Annotated in this window: 7 protein-coding genes; 1 reads left to right on the forward strand and 6 read right to left on the reverse strand. The window is 67.9% G+C overall.

Annotated features, from left to right (window positions below):
* Positions 1-6: 6 nt before the first annotated feature.
* Positions 7-1,104 carry a tryptophan--tRNA ligase gene (trpS, locus tag HRU76_15305; GenBank protein QOJ18869.1) on the reverse strand — a complete coding sequence of 366 codons (1,098 nt, stop codon included), beginning with the start codon at positions 1,102-1,104 and terminating at the stop codon, positions 7-9.
* A gap of 151 nt (positions 1,105-1,255) precedes the next feature.
* Between trpS and HRU76_15310 the strand changes: the two genes are divergently transcribed.
* On the forward strand, positions 1,256-1,762 hold the full coding sequence (locus HRU76_15310) for a DinB family protein (GenBank protein QOJ18870.1): 507 nt from the start codon (positions 1,256-1,258) through the stop codon (positions 1,760-1,762).
* 100 nt (positions 1,763-1,862) lie between these two features.
* On the opposite strand, the gene HRU76_15315 is transcribed toward HRU76_15310, so the two are convergent.
* The 5 genes from HRU76_15315 to HRU76_15335 form a co-directional block, all read right to left on the reverse strand.
* Complete coding sequence (locus tag HRU76_15315) at positions 1,863-2,429, reverse strand: hypothetical protein (GenBank protein ID QOJ18871.1); 567 nt, start codon at positions 2,427-2,429, stop codon at positions 1,863-1,865.
* Positions 2,430-2,641: 212 nt separating this feature from the next.
* The gene (locus HRU76_15320) at positions 2,642-17,143 is read right to left on the reverse strand and encodes a hypothetical protein (protein QOJ18872.1); all 14,502 of its coding nucleotides are present in this window, start codon (positions 17,141-17,143) and stop codon (positions 2,642-2,644) included.
* A gap of 69 nt (positions 17,144-17,212) precedes the next feature.
* Complete coding sequence (locus HRU76_15325) at positions 17,213-18,190, reverse strand: hypothetical protein (GenBank protein QOJ18873.1); 978 nt, start codon at positions 18,188-18,190, stop codon at positions 17,213-17,215.
* Positions 18,187-19,863 carry a hypothetical protein gene (locus HRU76_15330; protein ID QOJ18874.1) on the reverse strand — a complete coding sequence of 559 codons (1,677 nt, stop codon included), beginning with the start codon at positions 19,861-19,863 and terminating at the stop codon, positions 18,187-18,189. Before HRU76_15330 ends, HRU76_15325 begins: the two co-directional genes overlap by 4 nt.
* Complete coding sequence (locus HRU76_15335) at positions 19,860-21,407, reverse strand: helix-hairpin-helix domain-containing protein (GenBank protein ID QOJ18875.1); 1,548 nt, start codon at positions 21,405-21,407, stop codon at positions 19,860-19,862. Before HRU76_15335 ends, HRU76_15330 begins: the two co-directional genes overlap by 4 nt.
* Positions 21,408-21,426: the final 19 nt, after the last annotated feature.

A 21,426-nucleotide genomic window follows, 5' to 3' on the forward strand; every position in this document is an offset into this window, starting at 1 on the left:
GGCGGTCTACGCCACCGTGACGCTTCGTTTCCAGAATCCCAGCCCCGCCGCGTCCTTGGCCATCCGCAGCGTCTCCTCCGCCACGCGGTTGGCGCGCCGCGTGCCTTCGCGCAGCAGGTCGATGACCAGGTCGTCGCGGCCTTCGTACTTCGCCCGTCGTTCCCGCATGGGTTCGAGCAGGGCGTTGATGGCGTCCGCCACCTCGACCTTGATGTGGCCGTCGCCGATGTTGTCCCCCGCGGCGTATCGTCGCTCCAGTTCCTTCACACGTTCGGGGTCGGGAATGAACGTGCGCACATACTGGAACAGCGCGTTGTTGATGTCACCGGGGTCGGTGGGGTTCATGCGGCCGGTGTAGAGCTTGCCCATCTTCTTCTTCACGTCCTTGGGCGAATCGGAAATGAAGATGGCGTTGTTGAGGGACTTGGACATCTTGTTGACGCCATCGGTGCCGATCAGCCGCCCCACGGGACCGACATCCGCGCGGGGGATGGGGAACACCCCGCCCAGCGACGGGTGGTCGTCATCCTCCGCCTGGTCCGAGACCTTGCAGTAGATCTGGTTGAAACGCCGGGCGACCTCGCGCGTCAGTTCCAGGTGCGGCACCTGGTCTTCCCCCACCGGCACGCCCACCGGACGGAACGAGAGAATGTCGGCCGTCTGCCCCACCGCGTACAGGGGAAAGCCGAAGGAATACGCGTCGCCCAGCCCCTTGAGCTCGATCTCCGTCTTGAGCGTGGGATTGCGCATCACGCGGTTGAAGGGCAGCAGCATGGCGAAGAGAAACGTCAGCTCCGCGATGGCGGGCACCTCGCTCTGCAGGAAGATCGTGGCCTTCTCCGGGTCGAGTCCCATGGCCAGATAATCGCGCACGATCTCGAGCGTGTCGGCGCGAATCTCGCCCGGCTTGTCCACCCGCGTGGTAAAGGCGTGCATGTTGGCGATGATGATGTAGCAGTCGTGGCTGTCCTGCAGTTCGACGCGCCGCCTGACGCTGCCCACGTAATGCCCCAGGTGGAGCCGCCCGGTGGGCGTATCGCCGGTGAGGATGCGGGGCTTGCCGCCAACGGGGCGTGATGACGTGGAGAGTTCGGTCGCGGTCATGGGGAGGGCAGTGTATCCGCGGATTGGCGGCGATGAAGCGACGGATCAGGCCGCCCTCCGGCACGCAGCATCCTGATGAACCTGGCGGCTGGGAGAATCATGGCTGCGCGGCGCTACCATCGGAACTCGAACTCACGCCCTGGAGAATCCCATGACCTTTGCTCAGATGACGCTGCCTGAGTTTCAGCACGAGATGGCGACCACCCGGAAGCTGCTGGAGCGCCTTCCTGAGGACAAACTCGGGTGGAAGGCCCACCCGCGCTCCAACACCATCGGCTGGAACGCCTGCCACCTGGCCGAGATCCCCGGCTGGGCGGTCAACATCCTGACCGAGCCGTTCTACGACATGAATCCGACGGGCCGGGAGCCGTACAAGACGCCCAACCTGACCTCACGCAAGGCCATTCTCGATCTCTTCGACGCCAATGTGGCGGCGTCGGCGAAGGCCATTGCGGGGTTCAAGGACTCTGCGCTGATGGAGACGTGGCAATTCAAGGATCACGGCCAGGTGCTGCTTGAAATGCCCCGCGCGGTGGCCTTCCGCACCTGGATCATCAGCCACACCATCCATCACCGCGCCATCCTGAGCGTGTACTTCCGGCTGAACGACATCCCGGTGCCGGCCATCTACGGCCCATCGGGCGATGAGCAGGGATGACGGCCGCCGACGGGCGCGCAACCGTCGCTCCGGAGCGTTGGCCATGACCGGAGTTCGCTGTCGTACGTCCACCTCAGCCCCGACGTGGACGCGAATGAAATCATGGACGACGACCCGCGCTCTGCGAGCCAATCTGGATGGTATGCACCTCGCGGCGAAGGACCGGCTCGCGTCCGTCGGCTGGCTCGAAGCGGCAGATCAGGTCGGCGGGCATGAGCGGAAACGTGTCGCCGCTGGTGGTGAGCAGCGACAGGTTGATGGCGTAGGTCAGCCCGTACAGGGTCTGCCCGACCTTGGCGGACTCGAGTTGCTCGCCCCCGATGCGCCATTCACAGATGGGAATGGCGCCGGGCCGATCAGACTGGCCGGCGATATACAGCGTAAAGACGAAGGCGCCGTCCTCGTAGATGGGCGTCGGATGCGGCTTGGCGAAGAGGTACGCGGCGACTTCGATCAGGTCCGGGTATCCATTCCCATTGGTGTCGCGCGGCTTGGGCGCCACCTGAAGCACGACCGCATTGGCCTTGGCGCCGGCCGGCGCTGGCTCAACGGGGCGCGGCTTGGGCGGCATCGGACCCGACCCCCCGGTGTGCGTGACCTTGACATCCCGCCCGCAACCGCCCGATCCGAGCACGAAAAGGCCGAACACCAGGGCAAAGGCCGTCAAGGCGATGGAAACCGGATGCAATCGTGACACCCGGAACACCGGAAGAATCGCCTTGCCGCTCGGTGAAACGCGACGTTTCAGAGCCGCGATCCGAGGCGTGAAGCGGCTTGCCCACCGCGACAATCGACAACCCACCCACGACACGCATGGCGCCGCTGACGAATGTCGCCTGACGGCTGATGGCTGACGGCTGACGGCTGTCATCCACGTTCTCACGGCAGGTCCACCCTGTGGCTCTTCGTTGACTTCGTCTCCAGCCCGTCAAGCGGACGATCGATCCGCTTGCCGCTGGCGTCGTACAGCCCGCCGGTGCCTTCGAGCACGCCGCGTCGGATCTGCTCCTTCACTTCCTCGGGCACGGAGAGGCGGTCAATCTCATCCTGCGTGGCCTCTTCGACGCTCCGCCGGATGGATCGCGGCATGTCGGTGGGGCTGGTGATGACGTGCGGCGTCAGCACGATCAGCAGTTCCGTCTTGGCTCGCTGTTCGCTGCGGCTGCGGAAGAGCGCCCCGAGAATGGGCAGATCAGAGATCCACGGCACGGCTTCCTCGCGAATCTCGAAGCGATCGGAGATCAGCCCGCCGATGACGATGGTCTGGCCGTCGGCCACGGTGACGGTGGTGTCGGCCCGCCGCTTGGTGATGATGGGGGCCGAGAAGTTCTCGTTGACCTGCGTGGTCCGGGCGGAGAGGTTGGAGATTTCCGGGTTGATCTCCATGCGCACGTAGCCGTCGGGGTTGATGGTGGGCGTGACGTTGAGAATCACGCCGATGTCCTGGGCCTCGACGGTGGAGACGACCTGTCCGCTGGTGATCGACTGTCCCGTGGGAACGCGGATGGTCTCGCCGATCTGGATTTCGGCGCGCTCGTTGTTGGCGGCCATGATGGAGGGGTTGCTGAGCACCTGCAGACGCCCCTGCGACTTGAGGGCGCGGATCAGCAGGTCAAAGTCGGTGCCGGCCACCGACAGGTTGGGAACGCCCATGCCGGAGAGGAACGCGGAGGCCAGTCCGAAGCCGCCCCCCACGTTGACGTCGCCGAACTTGCGGCTGGCGTTGAACTTGACGCCCCACTCGTCGCCGCCGTCGAGGGTGATCTCCGCCAGCAGCACCTGAATGAGCACCTGCGGCGGATCAACGTCGAGCTGCTGGATCATGTCCATGACGCGCGGCATGTAGCGCGGGCTGGCGGAGACCAGCAGCGTGTTGGATTTGCGGTCGCCGATGATGGTGACCTCGCGCTCCAGCAGACGGGTCGCGGCGCCGAGCTGGTCCACCGGAATGGTGTCGAGCAGCTTGCGCTGATCGGCGTCCACGAAGTTGGCGACCACGCGGGCGACCTCCTCGGCGACGGCGTTCTTGAGCGGGTACACCAGCTGGGTGCGCTCGTTGCCCGTCTCGGAATCGAGCTGCTGCACCACCTGCTCCACCAGGTCCAGGTAGCGCGGCGTGCCGGCCACGATGAGCGAGTTGGTGCGGCTGTCCACCGTGATGGCCAGCTGCTTGCGCTCGTCCGGGACGGTGGTGAGCTGCGTCATCGAGAGGGGCATCACCTCCCCTTCCAGCCCCGCCGGGGGCTGCTCGGTGACCGGCGTCAGCACCTCGCGGTTGGGCGTGCGGAACAACTCGGCCAGAATCTTGGCCGTCGCGTCCGCGTCGGCGTTCTGCAGGGTGAAGATGCGCAGATTCTGATTCGACGCGGTGGACTTGTCCCATGAATCAATCAGCTTGCGGATCAGAGTCATGGACTCGCGCGGCGCCGCCACGATGACCGAGTTGGTGCGACGATCGGGCGTGAGCGAAATCGTCTCGCGGATGGCGGTCGAGATTTCAATCTCATCCGTCGCATCCTGACGCACCACGCCGTCCTCCTGCGCCGCCTCGGTGATGAGCTTGAAGATCACCGACTGCTGCGCGTTGCGCCGTCCGGTGGTGCCGGGGCCGCGCAGCACTTCCTCCACCAGCCCGACGATCTCCAGCGGGTCGGCGGCGGTGAGCGTGATGGTCTGAATCTCCACGATGGGGAAATTGCCCCGGCCTTCGAGGCGCTCGACGAGGCCCTTGACCGCCGCCACGTCCTGCTCGCTGGCGCTGACGATCAGGGCGTTGAGCCGGTCGTTGGCGGTCACGCGCACGGTGTTGTCGCCCCGCTTGCGGTTCTGCTCCTGCACGTACAGCTCGTCCACCACGCGGATCAGGTCGGTGGCGCGGCTGCGGGCGAGGTTGATGACCTCGATCACGCCCGCCGGCGAGTCCTGTTCCGCCTTGGCCAAGGCGTCGATCAGACCGCGGATGACCTCCAGGTTCTCATCGCTCGCCGCCACGATGAGCGAGTTGCTCGCCGTATCGGCCTGGATGGAGACACGGTCGGCGTCGGTGCGGGCCGGGCCGAGGGTGGCGATCCGGTCGGCCATCAACTGCTGCAGCTTGGGGGCCAGCTGCTCGGCTCGCTTGTTCTCCACCGGCACCACGGTGATGGCGACCGCCGGGTTCATCGGGATGGCCTCGATGTCGGCCACCATGCGTCTGATGGACTCGAAGTCCTCGGGGTTGGCGGCGATGAGCAGCGAGTTGGTGCGTGGATCGGTGAGCACCAGCGGCTGCTGGGCGTTGCGGATCTCCTGCGGCACGTCGGCATACCGGCGCGTCATCACCTGTCGGACCATCTCCGCCAGCCGTTCCACGTTGCCCTTGGTCACCGGCAGAACCTGCATCCCGCCGCCCGCCAGTTCGGAAGGCGTGTCAAGCTCCGTCACGAGCCGCTGAATGACGCCGAAGGAGTCGTTGCTCGCCGCCACGATGAGCGAGTTGGTGCGGGTGTCTGCGACGATGGTGGCCCGCTCCATCTCGGCGGTTTCGGGCTCGACGCGGCGGAGCCGCTCCAGCCGCGCGTCCATCAGCTGCTGAATGGCCGTGGCCAGCCGCTGGGCCGCCGCGCTGCGCAGTGGAATGCTGCGGATCTCGGCGAACTCGGTGGGAATCTGCGCGTCCAGCTTCTCCAGCAGCGACTCGAGCACCTCGAAGCTGCGCGGGCTGGTGGAGACGATCAGGGCGTTGGTGCGCTCGTCGGCGGTGACGAAGACCCGATCCTCCTCGCGCACACCCTGCCGCTGCTGCTGCTGGTCGAACAGCCGCGAGATAGTGGTCTGCAACCGCGACGCTGAGGCGTGCTTGACCGGGTAGATGCGCACGCGGTTGTCGCGTGAGCGCTGCTCGATGTCGAACATGGCCACCAGTTCCTGGATGGCGTCGAGGTTCGACCGGGTGCCGACGACGACGAGGGCGTTGAGCTGCTCGTCGGCCCGCACCACCAGCCGCGTCATGGGCACGAAGACATCGGACGCCGCGCCGGGAGCGCCCCCCTGGCCCTGGGCGGTGCGAATGCGGGCGATCTGGTTCTGCAGCGGCGTGGACTGGGGCAGGTTCTGCGCCCCATCGACGAGAATGGCCTGAATCGTGGCGGCCAGTTCCGCGGCGTCGGCGTGCTTGAGCGGGATCAGACGCGGCTCCACCCACCCCACCGCCACGTCGGAGTCGAGTCGCTGGCGCATGACCTCGACGAACGCCACCGCCTCCTCGCTGCCCGCCACCATGAGCGTGTTCGTGCGACCATCCACGGTCATGGCGATGGGCCCGGCCAGCGCCCGGCCGGTGGTGGTTGAAGGCACCCCCTGCACCTGGGCCCCCGGACGCGACCCCAGCGACTTGCCCTGCGTGAACAGGTCATTGACGATGCGCTGGAAGTCCTCCGCCCGGATGTTCTCCAGCGGAATGATCTGCACCACCACCGCATCCGTGATCGGCAGAGTGTCGAGCGATGCGACGATCTCCACCAGCGCGTTCAGGTTCGCCTCGGTGGAGCTGACGATCAACGTGTTCGACACGTCGTTGGGAATCAGCCGGATCGGCTTGGTCAGATCAAGCTGCAGGTCGGGCTGATTGGCCCCGTTGCGCCGCAGCGAGAGCCGGCGCACCTGCTCCTGAATCGCCCTGGCCAGCGGCGTGTTCGCCTGCTGGTTGGCCGGTTGCAGCATCTGGGTGAGCACCTGGCTCACGGCGGAGGCCTTGGCGTTGGTCAGCCGCACCATGCGCATCTGCACCTCGGCCATGGCCGGTTCGGAGTCGATGGCCTTGAGAATCGAGACGATGGTGTCCCGATCCGCCGGGTTGGCGATGACGATGAGCGCATTGCGCCCCTGCATGGCCGAAACGCGGATCGGCTCGGTGACGAGGCGCGACACCGAGTCCGGCGGCTGCGGCTTGTCCAGCCCGATGGTCTGGATGATGGAGGTGGCCGACGCCGGGTCGACGTTCTGCAGCTCGATGATGAAGATGCCCTGCCCCGCCGCGGGCTGAAGCGAATCGAGCTGCTTCACGGTCTGCTCAATCTCGGCGAACAGCGCCGCCGTGCAGGCGATGATGAGGGAGTTGCCCGAGGGCTCGGAGCGGATCGAGAGCGGCTGGCGCGTCTGCTGCGCCTTGGCCTGGAAGGCGTCGCGGATGGCGGCCTCCACGCGGGCCGCCGGGGCGGCCGTCAGCGTCAGGACATGGACGTTCAGCCCCTGCTCGCCGGCCCGCTGCTGCAGCGCGTCGGAGAGCGCCACGATCTGCTGGAACTCGTCGTCCTCCGCCCGCACAATGAGCGAACTGCTGGCCTCGTTGGCGATGATCCGCACCGGCTGACGCCCGACCGGCTGGCCGCGCCCCTGCCGGGACTGCTGAAAGACCTCGGTGAGCGACTGGGCGAACTGCGTCGGGCTGCCCACGGTGACGGGAATCACACGCGGCGCGGGGCCCTGGGCGAACTCGGCGTTGTCGATCTGTGCGACGATCGCCTCGATCTTGAGCATGTTGTCCCGGTTGGCGGACACGATGACGGTGTTGGTCTGCGGCTCGGCGCCGGCCCGCACCCAGTCAGCCGCCTCGACGAGCACGAGCGGCGGCTGATTCTGGTCGCGACGCTCGCCGTCACCCTGGTTGGATGGAGGCGTGGGACGCCCCTGCGTGCGGGGATCGTTGCCGCGCCCACCCTGCACCTGGGCCTGGAAGGCGTCATTGATCGCCTGCGCCACGCTCGTGGCGTCCGCCCACTTGAGGGGAATCACGCGCAACTGCAGCGACGGGTCGAACTCCTCGCTGTCGAATTGCTTGATGTAGGTCTGAATGTTCTCCCACTCCGCCTCGGCCGCAGAAATGAGCAGCGACTTGGGCGGATTGGCGACGATGCGGGTGTTGATCTGGTCGGGCGTCTTGGCATGGATGGCGAAGGGGCCGTAAAAGAACGAGAGCGCCTCGCGCACGGATTCGGCGCTGGCGTACTCCAGCTTGACGAAGCGCGTCACGGGGCGGGCCTTGGGCAGGTCGATCTCGGCCAGCAGCGACTCGATCTGCTTGAACTGGTCGGCGGTGGCGGAGATGAAGAGCTGGTTCTCCGGCTCGTTGTAGTCGATGCGCGGCTCGGGCTGGTCGCTGCTCGCCGGTTGCCGCAGGAACTGCCGCAGCGTCAGCGCCACGTCGAACGCCAGGGCGTTCTTGAGCTTGATGATGCGCCACTCGGTTGGGCTCTTCACCGGAACCTCATCCAGCCGCTGGATCAGCATGTCGATCACGGGGAAGGATTCGGGCGTGGCCCGCACGATGAGCGAGTTGCTGCGCCGGTCGGCGATGATCTTGCCCTGCACCACCACCGACTCGCCTTCGAGTTCATCCAGCTTCACCGCCACGCCCTGCGTCTCACCCTGTGCGTTGAGATCGAGCGTGTCGGCAAGCAGTCGCACCGCCTCGGCGGCCTGGGCGCCGGTGAGAGCGTAGATGCGGATGATCATGTTCTCGCTGGGCGGGGGCGAATCGAGCGTGGCGACCATCTCCTCCGCCGCCGCCAGCGCCTGCTGCGGCGCGTTGAGGATGAGCGAGTTGGTGCGCACGTCCGCCGTGGCCACCACGCCCTGCCCGCCGCGCGTACCGAAGACCTGGCCGATGATGCGCGCCACCGCCTGAGCGTCGCCCTTCTTCAGCGCGATGATGCGGATCACCCGCCCGTCGCTGATGGGCTGGTCGATGCGGTCCAGCAGATCGCGGATGGTCGCCAGGTCCGCCTCGTTGGCGGAGATGAGCAGGTTGCCCGCGCCGCCCGCGCCGGCTTCGCTGGGCACGATGACGGCGGGCGGATCGACGCGGTTGGTCGCCTTGGCGCGTTCCACGAGAAACTGGTTGAGAATGCGCGCCGCGTCCGACGCCCGCGCGAACTCCACGGGCAGCACCGTAAGCGTCTGCCCCGGGGTTTCACCCGCCTTGTCGAGCAGGTTGATGATCGAAGCGACTTCCTCGTGCTCCCGCGTCGTGCCGGAGACAATGAGCGTGCGGGTCTGCGCGAAAGGGCGCACGATGATCTGGCCCGGATCGGGCGGATCCCACGGGCGACGGGCGCGGCTGCTTGCGCCCACGCCGACGGTGCGCTCGATCATGTCGGTGACGACCGCCAGGTCGGCGCTGCGCACCGGGTACAGCCGCACCAGGCGCTCGGAACCCTGGGTAAGCGGAGCGTCAAGGGCGCGGATGATCTCCTCCACCACGGTGAACTTGTCGCCCTCGCCGGTGGCGATGATGGCGTTGAGGCGGCTGTCGGAGCGGATGGCCAGCGTCCCCTGCGGCGCACCGCCCCGTCCGCCGGACCGGCCGCCTCCGCCGAACATCGGTCCCCACGGACCCCAGATCATCGGCCCCTGGTTCCACGTGAGATCCTGCACCAGTTCCTGCACCGTCTGCACGATGTCAACCGCTTTGGCGTGCTGCAGCGAGAAGACGCGGAACTGGAGGGTGGGGATGGCGTCCACGGAGTCGAACCGGGAAACCAGGTCGGTGATGACCTGGTAGTCCTCGTCCGACGCGGCTACCACCAGCGTGTTGCTGACGGCGTCGCCGACGATGGAGACTCGCCGCCCCCCGCGCGACTGCTGTCCGCGACCCTGACGGGCCATCTGGGCGCGGTCGTCATAGAGCTGGCGAAGCGTGTCGGCGACCGCTTCAGCGCTGGCCCGCTGGAGCGTGATGGTGCGCACCTCGAAGCCGCGCGTGGCGTCGCGATCAATCTCGGCCAGCACCGCGTCGATCTCGGTGTTGACCTCCGGCGACGCCCGCACGAGCAGCATGCCGGCGTCGTCCGAAGGCAGGATCGTGGTGCTGTTGCGGATCTGCTGATCCGATCCGATCACCGCCTGTTCGAGCACCCGCTGGGCCTGGCTGGGGAGAATGTTCTTCACCTCCACCATGCGCAGGGGATGGCGCGACTCGCCCAGCTCCACGTCCAGCGACGACAGCAGCGTCTCCACCTCGGTCAGGTGCTCGGGCGACGCGGTGACGAGCAGCATGTTCGTCCGCGCGTCGATCGAGATGGCCGGCCGAATGGTCGTTCGCTTGAGAGCGGGATCGAGCGCGTCGTAGCGCACATTCAGGATGTCCTGCAGGGGACGCTGCACGTCCGCCGCGCGGGCGTGGCGCAGGGGGAACATCTTGAGCGACGCCATCGGCCCCGTGGGGCGCTGGTCGATCAGTTCGATGAACTGATCGATGAAGCGGATCGACTCCTCGGCCCCCATCACCAGCACGGAGTTGGTGGCCGGGTCGCTGGTGACGCGGATGAGGGACGGGTCAAAGACGGCGTCGATGGTGCGTCCCTGCGCCCGAAGCTGCAGTTCCAGGTTGCGGCGCATGCGGTCGGTCTGCTGCCCGCGAGGCCGCTGCACCCCCCCTGCTCCAGCGGGCGAGGCGACGCCGATGAGTTCACGCACGCTTTCCGCGGCGCGGTCGGCGGTGATGCGCTCCAGCGGATACACCTTCACCACCACGCGGTCGGTGGCGGCCGGCTGGGTGAGCGCCAGCAACAAATCGGCCACGGTCTGAAAGTCCACCTCGTTGGCGCTCACAATGAGCGCGTTGTTGACGGTGTCGGCCAGAATCGACACGCGCTGCTGCGTCGGCTGTCCGCGCCCCGGACCCGGGGAGCCCGGCTGCATCGGCAGGGGCGGCAGCACCTGCTGGAGCGTCTGCGTGACCAGCTGCGCTACCGCCGAGGCGTCCACCGCGGGCGGCAGGGCGATGTAGCGCACGCGACCCGGCAATTGCGGCATCTCGGCTTGAATCTGACGAGCCAGGTCGCGGATGCGCTCCACGGCGCGGGGCGGGCCGAGAACGATGAGTGAGTTGGTCGCCTCATCGACGGCGATGGTGACATCAGCGTCGCCGCTGTCGGCAGGCGGCTGATGGCCCTCGGTTGCCGGCTTCGGGCTGTTGGCGTCCTGCATCGCCGCGAAAAGCGACAGCACAAGCGCGGAGCGGATGTCAAGCGACGCGGAAGCCGACTGTTCGCCGCTCGAATCGGGTTGATCGCCGGCGGCGGACGGCGCCTGGGCTTCGGCGGCTGATCCCTCACCCGCCGCTCCCTCGCGCTTCGACTCGGAGGCCCCACCCGACCGCGAGCGCATGAGTTCTTCGATGGTAATGACCTCGATCCGCGACCCGCCATTGCCGCCCGCGGCGCCGCGCCGGTCGAGCAGCCGCTTGAGCGTGTCCGCCACCTCGCGCGCCGTGGCGCGTGAGGGGTCGATGGGCACGGCGCCGATCTCGCGCCGGGCCCCGATGGCGGCGCGATCCACCTGCGACGCCACCGCTTCGATCATCTCGTGCTGGCGCGGCGTGGCGCGCACGATAAGCGTCTCGCTGGCCGCGTCCACGCGGATCACCGGGGCCGGCTCGCCGGAATCATCGTCGGCGAAGAGCGTCTCGAGCGTACCCGCCAGCTGCGCCGGGTCGGCATTGTCGATCGTGAGCACTCGCACGGTGCGCGACGGGGCCCGGCCGGTCGGGTCCACGTCCAGCTGGGTCACCAGCGCCTCGGCCACGTCCAGAACCTGCGCCGAGGCCGAGATGACCACGGCGTTGAGGCGCGTGTCCGCCGCCACGCGGATGGCGGCGGGCTGCTCCGAGCCCGCCCGCTGGCGGAGGATCTCGGCGCGCATCCAGTTGGGCACCTGCTGCAGGTCGATCTGATCGTCGCTGGCGAGCAGCTGCTCAACCACGGGCGCCACCGTCTCGGCACGTGCATGCTTGAGGAATACCGCCCGCACCTGGGGCCGGTCCGCGCCGCCCACGCCGCTGTCAAGCGACGCGATGATCGACTCCACCCCGGTCAGCTGCTCCGGGGTGGCGGTGACAATGACCGAGTTGCTCGACGGCTCGGCGGTGATGACCGCCGCCGGTTCGCCGGGGCGCTGCTTGGCCCGCGCCGCGAGCGACTGCTGAACCGCCGTCGCCACGTCCTGCGCCTTGGCGACCTGCAGGTTGAAGATGCGGATATCGGAGACGCCCGACCCGCGCGGGGCGTCGAGTTGCGACACCAGCTCGCTGGCCATCGCCAGCAGTTGAGGCGGTGCGCTCACCAGCAGTCGGTTGGATGCCGGGTCCGGCGTCACCGTCGGCTGGGCCACCGCAATCCCGCGCTCGGAAAGCTCCCTCAGCTCGCGCGGCCAGCGCGCTGGATCGCGCAGCATGGGCGTCACGGCGCCGGCGAGCACGGCGGCGTCGCTGTGCTGCAGCGGGATGATCTTGAGGTCCATGGCCGGGGCGGACAGCGAGTCCGCATCCCACTTGGCGAGCAACTCCGTCGCCTGCTCCGTCTCCGCCTGGGTGCCGATGATGACGATGGCGCCGCTGTTGGGCTCGGCGATGAGTTCGAGCGTGGAGCGCCGGCCCGTGGGGCGCGTGGACTCCATCACCCGGCGCACCGTGTCGATCAGCGTCTGCGGCTTGGCGTTGCCCGGGGTGAAGGTGGCGTACGTGCGATCACTGGCGTCGTCGGCCTTGTCCAGCTCCTTCACCAGCGTGCGAGCCAGCTCCACCGTCTGGCGCGTGCCCGAGACGATGACGCTGTTGGTGCGGGCGTCCGCCTCGACCTGGATCTCCGGCGTCAGGTCAAGCTGACCGCGCGACGTGCGCAGACGCTGCGCCACGATGCGAGGATCGGTCTTCTGCTGGTTCGTCAACAGCCGCTGCAGGATGGGCGCGATGGTGGCGGCGTTGGCGTACGTGAGCGAGATGGATTCCGCATCCATCGACTCGGTATCCTGTTGCTTGTCCAGCCCGGCGATGAGCTCCTCTACCTGCGGCAGATCGCCTTCCAGCCCCACCAGGATGATGGCGTTGGCCCCTCCGGAGGGTATCAGGCGCACGTCCACCGGGTCGCCGGTCTGCTTGCTGATGAGGTTGGGCAGCGCTTGCGAGAGCGCCCCGGTCACCTCCGCCGCGTTGGCGAAGGTGAGCGGTCTCACCCGCACCACCGGGTCGATGGCCGCGGAGCCGCCCTGATCGAGCTGCTGAATCAACAACTCCGCCATGGGCATAACGGCCTCGGGGGCGGAGAGAATGATGGTGTTGGTCTTGCGGTCGGCGGTGACGTTGAGCAGCGCCTCGGCGCTGGCGCCCGAGGCCGCGCCGGGCACGTCGGTCGCCACGCGGGCCACCAGAATGTCGCGCAGCATGGGCGCGACCGTCTCCGCCCGCGCGGATGTGAGCCGGAAGAAGCGCATGGTCGTGGTCGGCCCGGCCGGACGCACGTCAAGCGCCTGCAGCACCTTCTCCAGTTTCGGATAGATTTCAGGAGGTCCGGCGACCACCAGCGTCTGCGACACCGGCTCGGTGGTGATGGTGATGGCGGCGCGTCGATCGCCCGCGGCGCCGAAGGCCCCCGCGTCCTTGAGCTGCCGCATCGACGCCGCCAGGGCGTCGAGGTTGGCATGCACCACGGGATAGGTGCGGATCTCTGACTCATCGTTCAGCTGCTGCCGGTCAAGCTGCTCCACGAGTTGCTCGAACCCGGCCATGCGCTGCGACTGGGCGTCCACGATGAGCGAGTTGGTCTGGGCGTCGGCCCGCACCACGACTTCGCGGGGCTGCTTCGAACCGGGAATCACCCGTCCCCGCGCGTCGTAGAGCGGCTCGGGTTCGGGGTACATCTCGTCAAGCACACGGGCCAGTTCCTCGGCACGGGCCACCTTGAGCGGGAAGATGCGGATCTCGCGTCCGTCCTGCCCTACGCGGTTCATGTCGTTGAGATCATTCACCACCGCCTGAATCTCAGGCAGCAGATCGGGATGCGCCGCGACCATGAGCGAGTTGGTGTTGGGGTCGGCGGCGATGCTCACGGGTCGATCACGCCGCTCGTCGGCCGATCGCTGGTTGTACTGCGTCATGAGCGCGGCGGCGAAGTTCTGCGCGTCCGCCGTGCGCAGCTGCAGGATGCGCAGGGGGGGCATGTCCTGGGCCTCCTGCTTATCCAGCGAATCCACCACCGCCTTGATGATGTTGTGCTGATCGGGCCGCGCCGCCACCAGCACGGCGTTGAGCCGATCCATGGCGAAGTACGTGGGCTGTTTGCCCGCCCCCTCTCCGAAGCGCACGATCTCGTTGCTCGTCAGCTCCTCGAGGAACTGCACGACTCCGCTGGGCTTGGCGTACTGCAGCGTGAGCAGCCGCACGTCCGCCGGTGGACCGATCGAGGCCTGCAACTGATTGATCACGGCGAGGAATCGCACCATCGCCGTGGGCTCCGCCACCGCGACGATGGAGCCGTGATCGGCGTCCACTTCCACCTCGACTTCGCTGGCGGCGGGATCGTCCCGTGTCAGATCCTGGTAGACCGCCAGGGCGCGCTGGGCCAGGTCGGCAGGGTCGGTGCGCGTCACCTCGATCACGCGCATCTCGCGCGGCACGGCGACGGCGGAGAGATCCTTGAGCACCTGCTCCACCTTGCGGAACGTGACCTCGTCGCCGGCCACGATGAGCGTGCGGCTCTGCGGCTCGCCCTCGATGGTCACCTGCACGGGGTTGGAGCCGTCCTCGGGCCGCTTGACAAGCTGGTCGCGGATGCGGTTGAGGGTCTCGACGATCTTGTTCAGGTCGCCGCGCTCCACGCGATAGGTGCGCAGCTCCGCCTGCGGAGGCAGCTGCACGCGGTCAAGCTGCTCCACCAGCGTGACGAACGACTGCATGCGCTCGGCCGGGGCCTCGACGATCAGCGTGTTGGTGTTGGCGTCGGCGGAGACAAAGACCTCCTTGGGTTCGCGCAGGTGCGGCAGGGGCCGGCCGCGCGAATCCAGCGGCATGGGCGGCTCGGGGTAGAGCTTCTCCAGCGCGCTGGCCACGTCCGCCGCCCGCGCCAGCTTGAGCGGGAAGAGCCGCGTCTCGCGCTCGGCGCGGGTGGCGCCGGCGTCATTGACGGTGTCCACGAAGTTGCTGATCTCCTCGTAGAGATCGTTGTGCGCCGTCACGATGAGCGTGTTGGTGGCGGCGTCGGCGTCGATCGTCACCGGGTGCTCGCGCCGCTGCTCCGCGGGTCGCGCATCATATCGCTGCCTGAGCATGGCGGCGATCTGAACCGCGTCCGCGGCGCGCACCTGCATGAGCCGCAGGGGCGGAAGATCGGACGGCTCGATGGTGTCGAGTTCGGCCACGAAACGCCCGATCATGGCGTGCTGCGGCTCCTCGGCGAGCACGTACAGCGAGTTGGTCCGCTCGATGACCTTGATCTCCGGCGCCGGCACCGGGCGCGGACCTTCCGGCGTCGCCGTCTCGATCAGCTCCATCAGCGGAGCGACTACGTCCGCCGCTCTGGCGTTGCGGATGGGAATCATGCGGCCGTCGCGGAGGGGCGGCAGCAGACGGCGCGCCTCGTTCAGCGCCTGTTCGTAGAGCGACACCGAGCCGGTGCGGCCTGAAACCAGCACGCTGCCGGTCAGCTCATCGAACTCAACATCGGGCGCCGGGGTCTCGTCGGGCGGTCGGTTGGCGATGAGCCGCTCGTAGACGAATCCGGCGCGCTCAAGCAGCGCGTTCACGTCGGCTACGCCCGCCACGGAGATCACGCGGAACTGGTGGTCCCCCGGCTGGGGACGATCGAGCGTGGCGACCAGGTTCTCCAGCACGGCGAAATGCGCTGGCGACGCGGTGACGAGCAGCAGATCAAGCGCATCAACCGGCTCGATCTGCGGCTCAACGTATGGCGTACCGTCCGGCGGCTGCAGCAGTTGCCGCGCCATGGCCACCAGCGGCGCTGCAATGGCGGAGGGTTCAGCGCTGGTGACCTGGAACTGACGACGCTCGCGTTCGACAACCGCGTTGGTTTCGACCAGCCGGAGGGCCTCGGCGAAGCGGTCCAGCGCGGGGCGAGCGCCCACCAGCGTCGCGGTGCGCGTCTCGACATCCAGCTCAACGGCCACGCTGGTCGTCGGGTCCGCGGCGTCGGCCCGCTTCTCATAGAGGGCGCGGGCTTTGTCCAGCGCCGCCTGCGGGTCGACGGCCGCGATGCGAATCATCCGCACGTCGCGATCCACCTTGGCCGGTGTATCCAGGATGGGCAGCAGCGACTTCACCATGTCCACGTCGCGCGTCAGCCCACTGATGATGAGCGACCGGCCGTCGGCGCCGGGGATCAGCTTGGTCGTCGCCGCCTGGCGCGGATTGAGGAGCGATTGGACCACGCCGGCGGCCGCCTCGGGCGTGGCGTGCTCCAGCGGCGCGATGACGATCGCCCGTTCGATCGAGACGTCGTCCCGCGGTTCGCCGCCTCCGTCAATCTCGCGAAGCAGGGCGGCGCTCTGGGCGATGTCGGTCTCGGAGCCGATCACCACGACGCGGTTGGTGTCCGCCAGCGGCAGCATGGTGGGCCGCTCCTGACGAGGCGTGCCCTCGAAAAGCACGCCCAGTTTCTGGATCGCATCCGCCGGCGTGAGGACCAGCAGCGCGAACGTGCGGATGAGCCGCTGCTCGCCCGCCCCCGGCACGTCCAGCAGCGCGATGGCCTGCTCCAGCTGATCGATCTTGGCCTGCATGCCCTTGGCGACGATCGAGTTGGTGCGATCATCGTGCGAAATGGTCAGGCCGCGGATGTTCTCCTCCTCGATCTTCTGCTGCTGACCCTGCTGGTTGATGACGAACTTCTGCACTTTTTCGGCCAGCAGCGCGCGCAGAGGCGTCATCAGCGCGCTGGCGCGGGCGTGACGGATCTTGAAGATGCGGATCACGCCCTCCGGATCAGCCCGGTCGAGATTGGAGACGATCTGGAGCAGCTGCCGGATCTTGCCGGCGGTCTCGACGATCACCAGCGAGTTCTGCGCTTCCATCACCGTGACCGACCCGTATGCTCCCACCATTGCGGCGAGCGACGCCCCGAGCGGCTTGGCCATGGCGTTCTGCAGCGGCACCACGCACACGACGATCTGGTCATCCGTGACCGAGTCGGGCACCTCGCCCTGGTAGGTCGGCAGCGTCTCCTTCACCATCGCGTCAAGCTTCTGCAGATACAGCTTCGCCTTGTCGACGCGCAGCATCACGCCCTGCGTCTGCAGCAGGATGTTCAGCACCCGCAGCGCCTCGGCCATCTCGTAGGCCTCCGGCGCGTGATACGTGAACGTCGCCTTGGGAACATCCGTCTCGCGCACCACGGGCAGGCCCGTCTCGCGCGAAAAGAACTCCACCACCTGCTCCAGCGTGGCGCCGTTGAAACTGAAGCGGATCTTCTTCGCCTGGGCGTCGGCGGGCGGAGCCGACGGCGGCGACTCCTGCATCGCCAGGCCCGGCCACCCGACGAACATCGCGAGAAGCATCGTCATCAACGCCGGCAGAAGCGCCCTCTGGCGGCGCGCGTCGGAAATGGTTCCGTTCATGTCACGATCCTTCATCATCGCTCTCTTCTTCACGGACAAGATCATTCGACTCCGTTCATGGCCGCCTCGTCATCGCCCGACGGGCTGACGATCGCGCAGCGTGGTTCCGACGGCGATCAGAAACCGGCTCTCTCCGATGCGAAACTCCGCCTGGTCCCCGCGAACGGCCAGCAGCTCCGCCTCATTCAGCTTTCCCCCCAGCGCCAGCGTCACGCTCTCGCCGGACTCGCGATTGAGCAGCCAGGCCTCCGGCCCGCGACTGCTTTCCGTGACTGCGGTCAGGGCCCATTTGCCGTAGGGGAACGGCGGGGGCTTGACCTCCGCGGGCGGCGTCGGCGGGGGCGGCGGAGGCGTCGCCTCCGTCACGCGCACGGGGGGCGGGGGCACCTGGAACGGCTGCATCGCCGCGAACCGCGCGTAGCGGTCGAACGATGCCGCGTCGTATGACGCCAGCACCGCCGACCCCGCGTTCGGCGAGGGCTGGCGACCCGGCAGGAACATCGTCGTCAGGCGCACCGACACCTTGACGCGCGAACCATCCGCGCTCGGGTTGAGCGACACGGAGTTGACGCGCTTGTGCCAGGGCTCGGCTTCGATGCGATGCACCAGCCGCAGCGCCTGCTCCAGCGAGCCGTCTCCCGTCACGGTTCCGTCCATTTCGAGGAAGTCGGCGGTCCCCCTGGCGGGGTTACGACCCATGCGCCGCGCCGCGGGCGACCCCCTGGTGACCGGCTGGCCGGTGGTGACGCTGGTCGAAGCGAGACCAATCTCCTCAACGATGCGGTTGAGTCGTTCGCGCAGCGCCGCGTCCACCACTTCCGCTGAGCCGCCCAGGGAGCCATCGGCGATCTCCTGCAGACGGGCGCGCATGGCGCGCAGGTCGCGTCGCTCCCTGGAAAACTGCTCCAGCACGCGCTCACGCTGCTGAATCTGCGTCAACAGATCGGTTCGCTCGTTGAAGTAGAGCGAGTTGGCCGCGGTGCGCGCCAGCAGCCCCACCGCGACGGCGGCGACAGCGCCCTTGATGATCAACGCGCGCACGCTCACAGCGACTCTCCTCGTTCGCCGCCGTTCCGCCGCCGGGCCGTCGCGCCCCCGCTTTCCGCGCTGCCCGTCGGTGCGCCGTCGGCCTCTCCCGCCGACGGATCGCCCACGCTGGTCCGCAGCGTGAGCTTGAAGGGAAACGGATAGCGCTTCCCTCCCGAGGTGTCCGGACCCGCCGGACGGGCCTGGTATTCCTGGGTCTGGACAAATTGCTGACGGAACCGATCGACGACCGCCTGCGAGGCGGCCTCTCCCTCCAGCGAAATGATGATCTCGCGCGGCACGCTCCATCGCTTGGCGGCGTCCGTCGCCCGATCGTTGTACTGCACGCCGTTGAACCGCTGCGATCCGGCCCAGCCGTCGAGCACCAGCTGGCTTCGATCGGGCAGGCGTCCCTCGAGCTGCAGCAGGTGCTCCAGCCAGTTGACGCGGGCCTCGCCCCAGCGGTCCAAGTGCTGCAGACGCCAGTACTCACGCTCGTACTCGTAGTGTCCGGGCGTTTCCGCGCGGATCTGCTCGGAAAGCCCGGCCAGCCGGGAGCGCATGTCACTCAGCCCCCGATGCGCCAGTCCGTAGGCGCCCACCGCCAGCAGCAGCAGCGCCCCGGACGCCGCCAGGGCGTACTGACGAACACGGGCGTTCCGATCCGGCGCCCGGCGCGGGTTGAGGAAGTCGAACGAAGGCGCGCCGACGATCGGCTCCAGCAGCAGACCGGCCAGCGACCACGCACCGGCGAGTTCGTGTTCGCCCGCGATGATGCGCGGATGCGTCGTCAGCACCTCCGTCCTGACGTTCATCAGGTCGCCGATCTGCTCATGCGTCAGCCGGGTGACCGTCGAGTCGCCCACCACGAAGGCGCCGCTGATCTCCGGCGCGTCCTCCACCACCCGGTAACTCATCCAGGATCGTCGCGTTTCGGTCACCACCGCGTCGGCGAACTGACGCGCGTCCTCCGCGTGGGGCACCTCCGCCGCGCGGGAGAACCGCACACTGCCATTGGAGAGCACCATCAGCTCCACGCCGTCGCCGGTTACGTCAATGCCCAGCCAGGCGGTCTGATTGTCGTCTGTGGTTTCGTTGAGCGTGCGAACGACCGTCGCCAGCCCCATGCAACGGAGCGACAAGCGCTCGATCCGGAGTCCGGCGGCCCTGGCCACTTCCCGCACGTGTTCGATCGTCCGGCGCTGAATGGCCGCGACCAGCACCACCGTGCCTCCACCGGCGGGCACGGCGACGCCATTGATCGCAGGCGGGACGCCTGCACCACTGACAGCCGCGCCGCTGACGCCCGAGTTGCCGGCGCCGACTTCCATGACGGGCACGAAGTCAATCACCGCTTCCGAGGGATCGAAGGGCAGATCCCGCTGCATGGTCAGACGGACCATGTCGGGCAGCTCATATCGGTCGGTGGTCGGCAACGTCAGCCGCTTCAGCGACACCTGGTCACGTGGGATGGCGAAGACCGCTTTGCCGCGCGGGAATCCGGCCTTGCGCAGCAGATCCCCGGCCCATTCGCCAAGCGACACCGGGTCATCCGGCTGCACCGAGACGGGAATGTCCGCCATGAGCACGCGGCGGACCCGCAGCAGATCCCCTGAACGGGATACCTGCACGGCGCGGAAGCGCCGCTTCGAGTAATCCACCGCGAGATGACCGCTGCCCGCCATACCGATCATGCTCCTGATCCACTCCCCACGCCGCCTCCTCCCGACTTCCATCGCCCGATGCGCGGCGGGGCTCCACCCGGCTTCGGGGGCTGCCCACCGCCCGCCGCCCCCCCGCCACCCATCGCCCCGCCTGATGAACTCCGATCGCTCCCGCCCATTGCGGTCGATCCACCCAGGTCAAGCTCCGTGTCGAGATCGAGATCATCGAGTCCGACACCCTCGTTATCGGCCGTTTTCAGGCCCTCCTTTTCGATTCCTTCGTCCTCTTCCGAATCGTCGGTCTGCCCCCCCTGGGGAACCGCACCGGCGATCTCAACCACCGTGGGCACCATGGTCACATCCCGCATGTAGGCCACGCGAGCACGCGGGCTGGCCAGATCGATGACGACCTCGTAGATGACGGGATCGCGCAGAGGGGCATCCGGCTCGATCGCGTCCACTGTGCCCGCCGCCAGCCGAAGGCGATAGGTGAAGGACCGGGTCGTCACCCGGCCCACAATCTTCTCGAACTGTTCAGGCGTGAGAATCTCGCGCATGGCGGGCCAGGCCACGGTGGCCCGCTCCTCGGCGGAGAGGTCCGCCTGGGCGCGGGCGATCTCCGCCGCCTGATCCGGCGTCAGCCCCTCAAGTCCCAGCAGGGCTTCGTACGACGCGGTGTTCAGATCCAGTCGCCCGCGCCGATAGTCGGATTCCTCGGTCGAGAAGACATCCAGCGCCTCGCGCCAATCGCGCGGCGGCACATTGAAGAACCGCAGAATCTGCACGATCTTGGCGTCGCTCTCGAAAGTCGTCCCCTGGTCGAAGATTGACTTCACCGCGTTGGCGATGCCCTCGCCGAACCGATCCGTCAGCCGTCGTCGCAGTTCATCCGACCACGGCGTGTTCAGGTTGATGCGTTTGCGCCCGTTGAGTTGCAGCGATGGCTCAACCGCGAAGACGGTGACGACATCCGCCAGGCTGCGCGCGGTTCCCTCGGCGCCGATGACCGCCGATCCGGCTCCGGCGGAATCGAGCGCCATTGAACCGCCCTCGACCGACGCGCCGTCGATGAACGGTTCCGCTCCGGAGGCGCTGAAGGCGCCCAGTCCCGCGCCGTAGAGCACCTGGGGCGTCATGCCCGGCACGTCCAGCAGCTCCGCCACGGACTGGAAGGGCCGGCGCAGCGTCGAATCGCGATGCGCAATGATCGCGGCGGCCAGCGCGGGGTCGATGAGCAGCGTCCGTTCGAGCGCCGCGGCATCCACCACGTTCAGGTCGAGCTTGCCCGCCTCCGGCTCCAGCAGGTCGCCGCGGGGACCGACCGGCAGCAGGCGGACCACACCCAGGAACTCGCCATCCTCGTAGATGGTGTACTGCGCTTCGAGTCGCGGCAGGTCGCCGGAGAGAATGCCGCGGCGCTGTTCATCCAGGTCAGCCATGACCGCCTGGAGGCCGGACCACGCCAATCCGCGCGACTGTTCGCCATGCACGGACGCGCCCGCTCCCGCCGCCTCGGCGCGAACCAGGTGGATGAGCGAACCCGCCAGCAGCAACGCCGCGCCGATGAGGATCATGACCGCGAGCAGGACGAAG

Source organism: Phycisphaeraceae bacterium (assembly GCA_015709595.1).
Taxonomy (GTDB): Bacteria; Planctomycetota; Phycisphaerae; order Phycisphaerales; family SM1A02; genus CAADGA01.

Excerpts from the sequence above, each read along its gene's own strand:
- HRU76_15320 (QOJ18872.1), bottom strand. The coding sequence starts at position 17,143 with ATGAACGGAACCATTTCCGACGCGCGCCGCCAGAGGGCGCTTCTGCCG.
- trpS (QOJ18869.1), bottom strand. The coding sequence starts at position 1,104 with ATGACCGCGACCGAACTCTCCACGTCATCACGCCCCGTTGGCGGCAAG.
- HRU76_15310 (QOJ18870.1), top strand. The coding sequence starts at position 1,256 with ATGACCTTTGCTCAGATGACGCTGCCTGAGTTTCAGCACGAGATGGCG.
- HRU76_15330 (QOJ18874.1), bottom strand. The coding sequence starts at position 19,863 with ATGATCGGTATGGCGGGCAGCGGTCATCTCGCGGTGGATTACTCGAAG.
- HRU76_15335 (QOJ18875.1), bottom strand. The coding sequence starts at position 21,407 with ATGATCCTCATCGGCGCGGCGTTGCTGCTGGCGGGTTCGCTCATCCAC.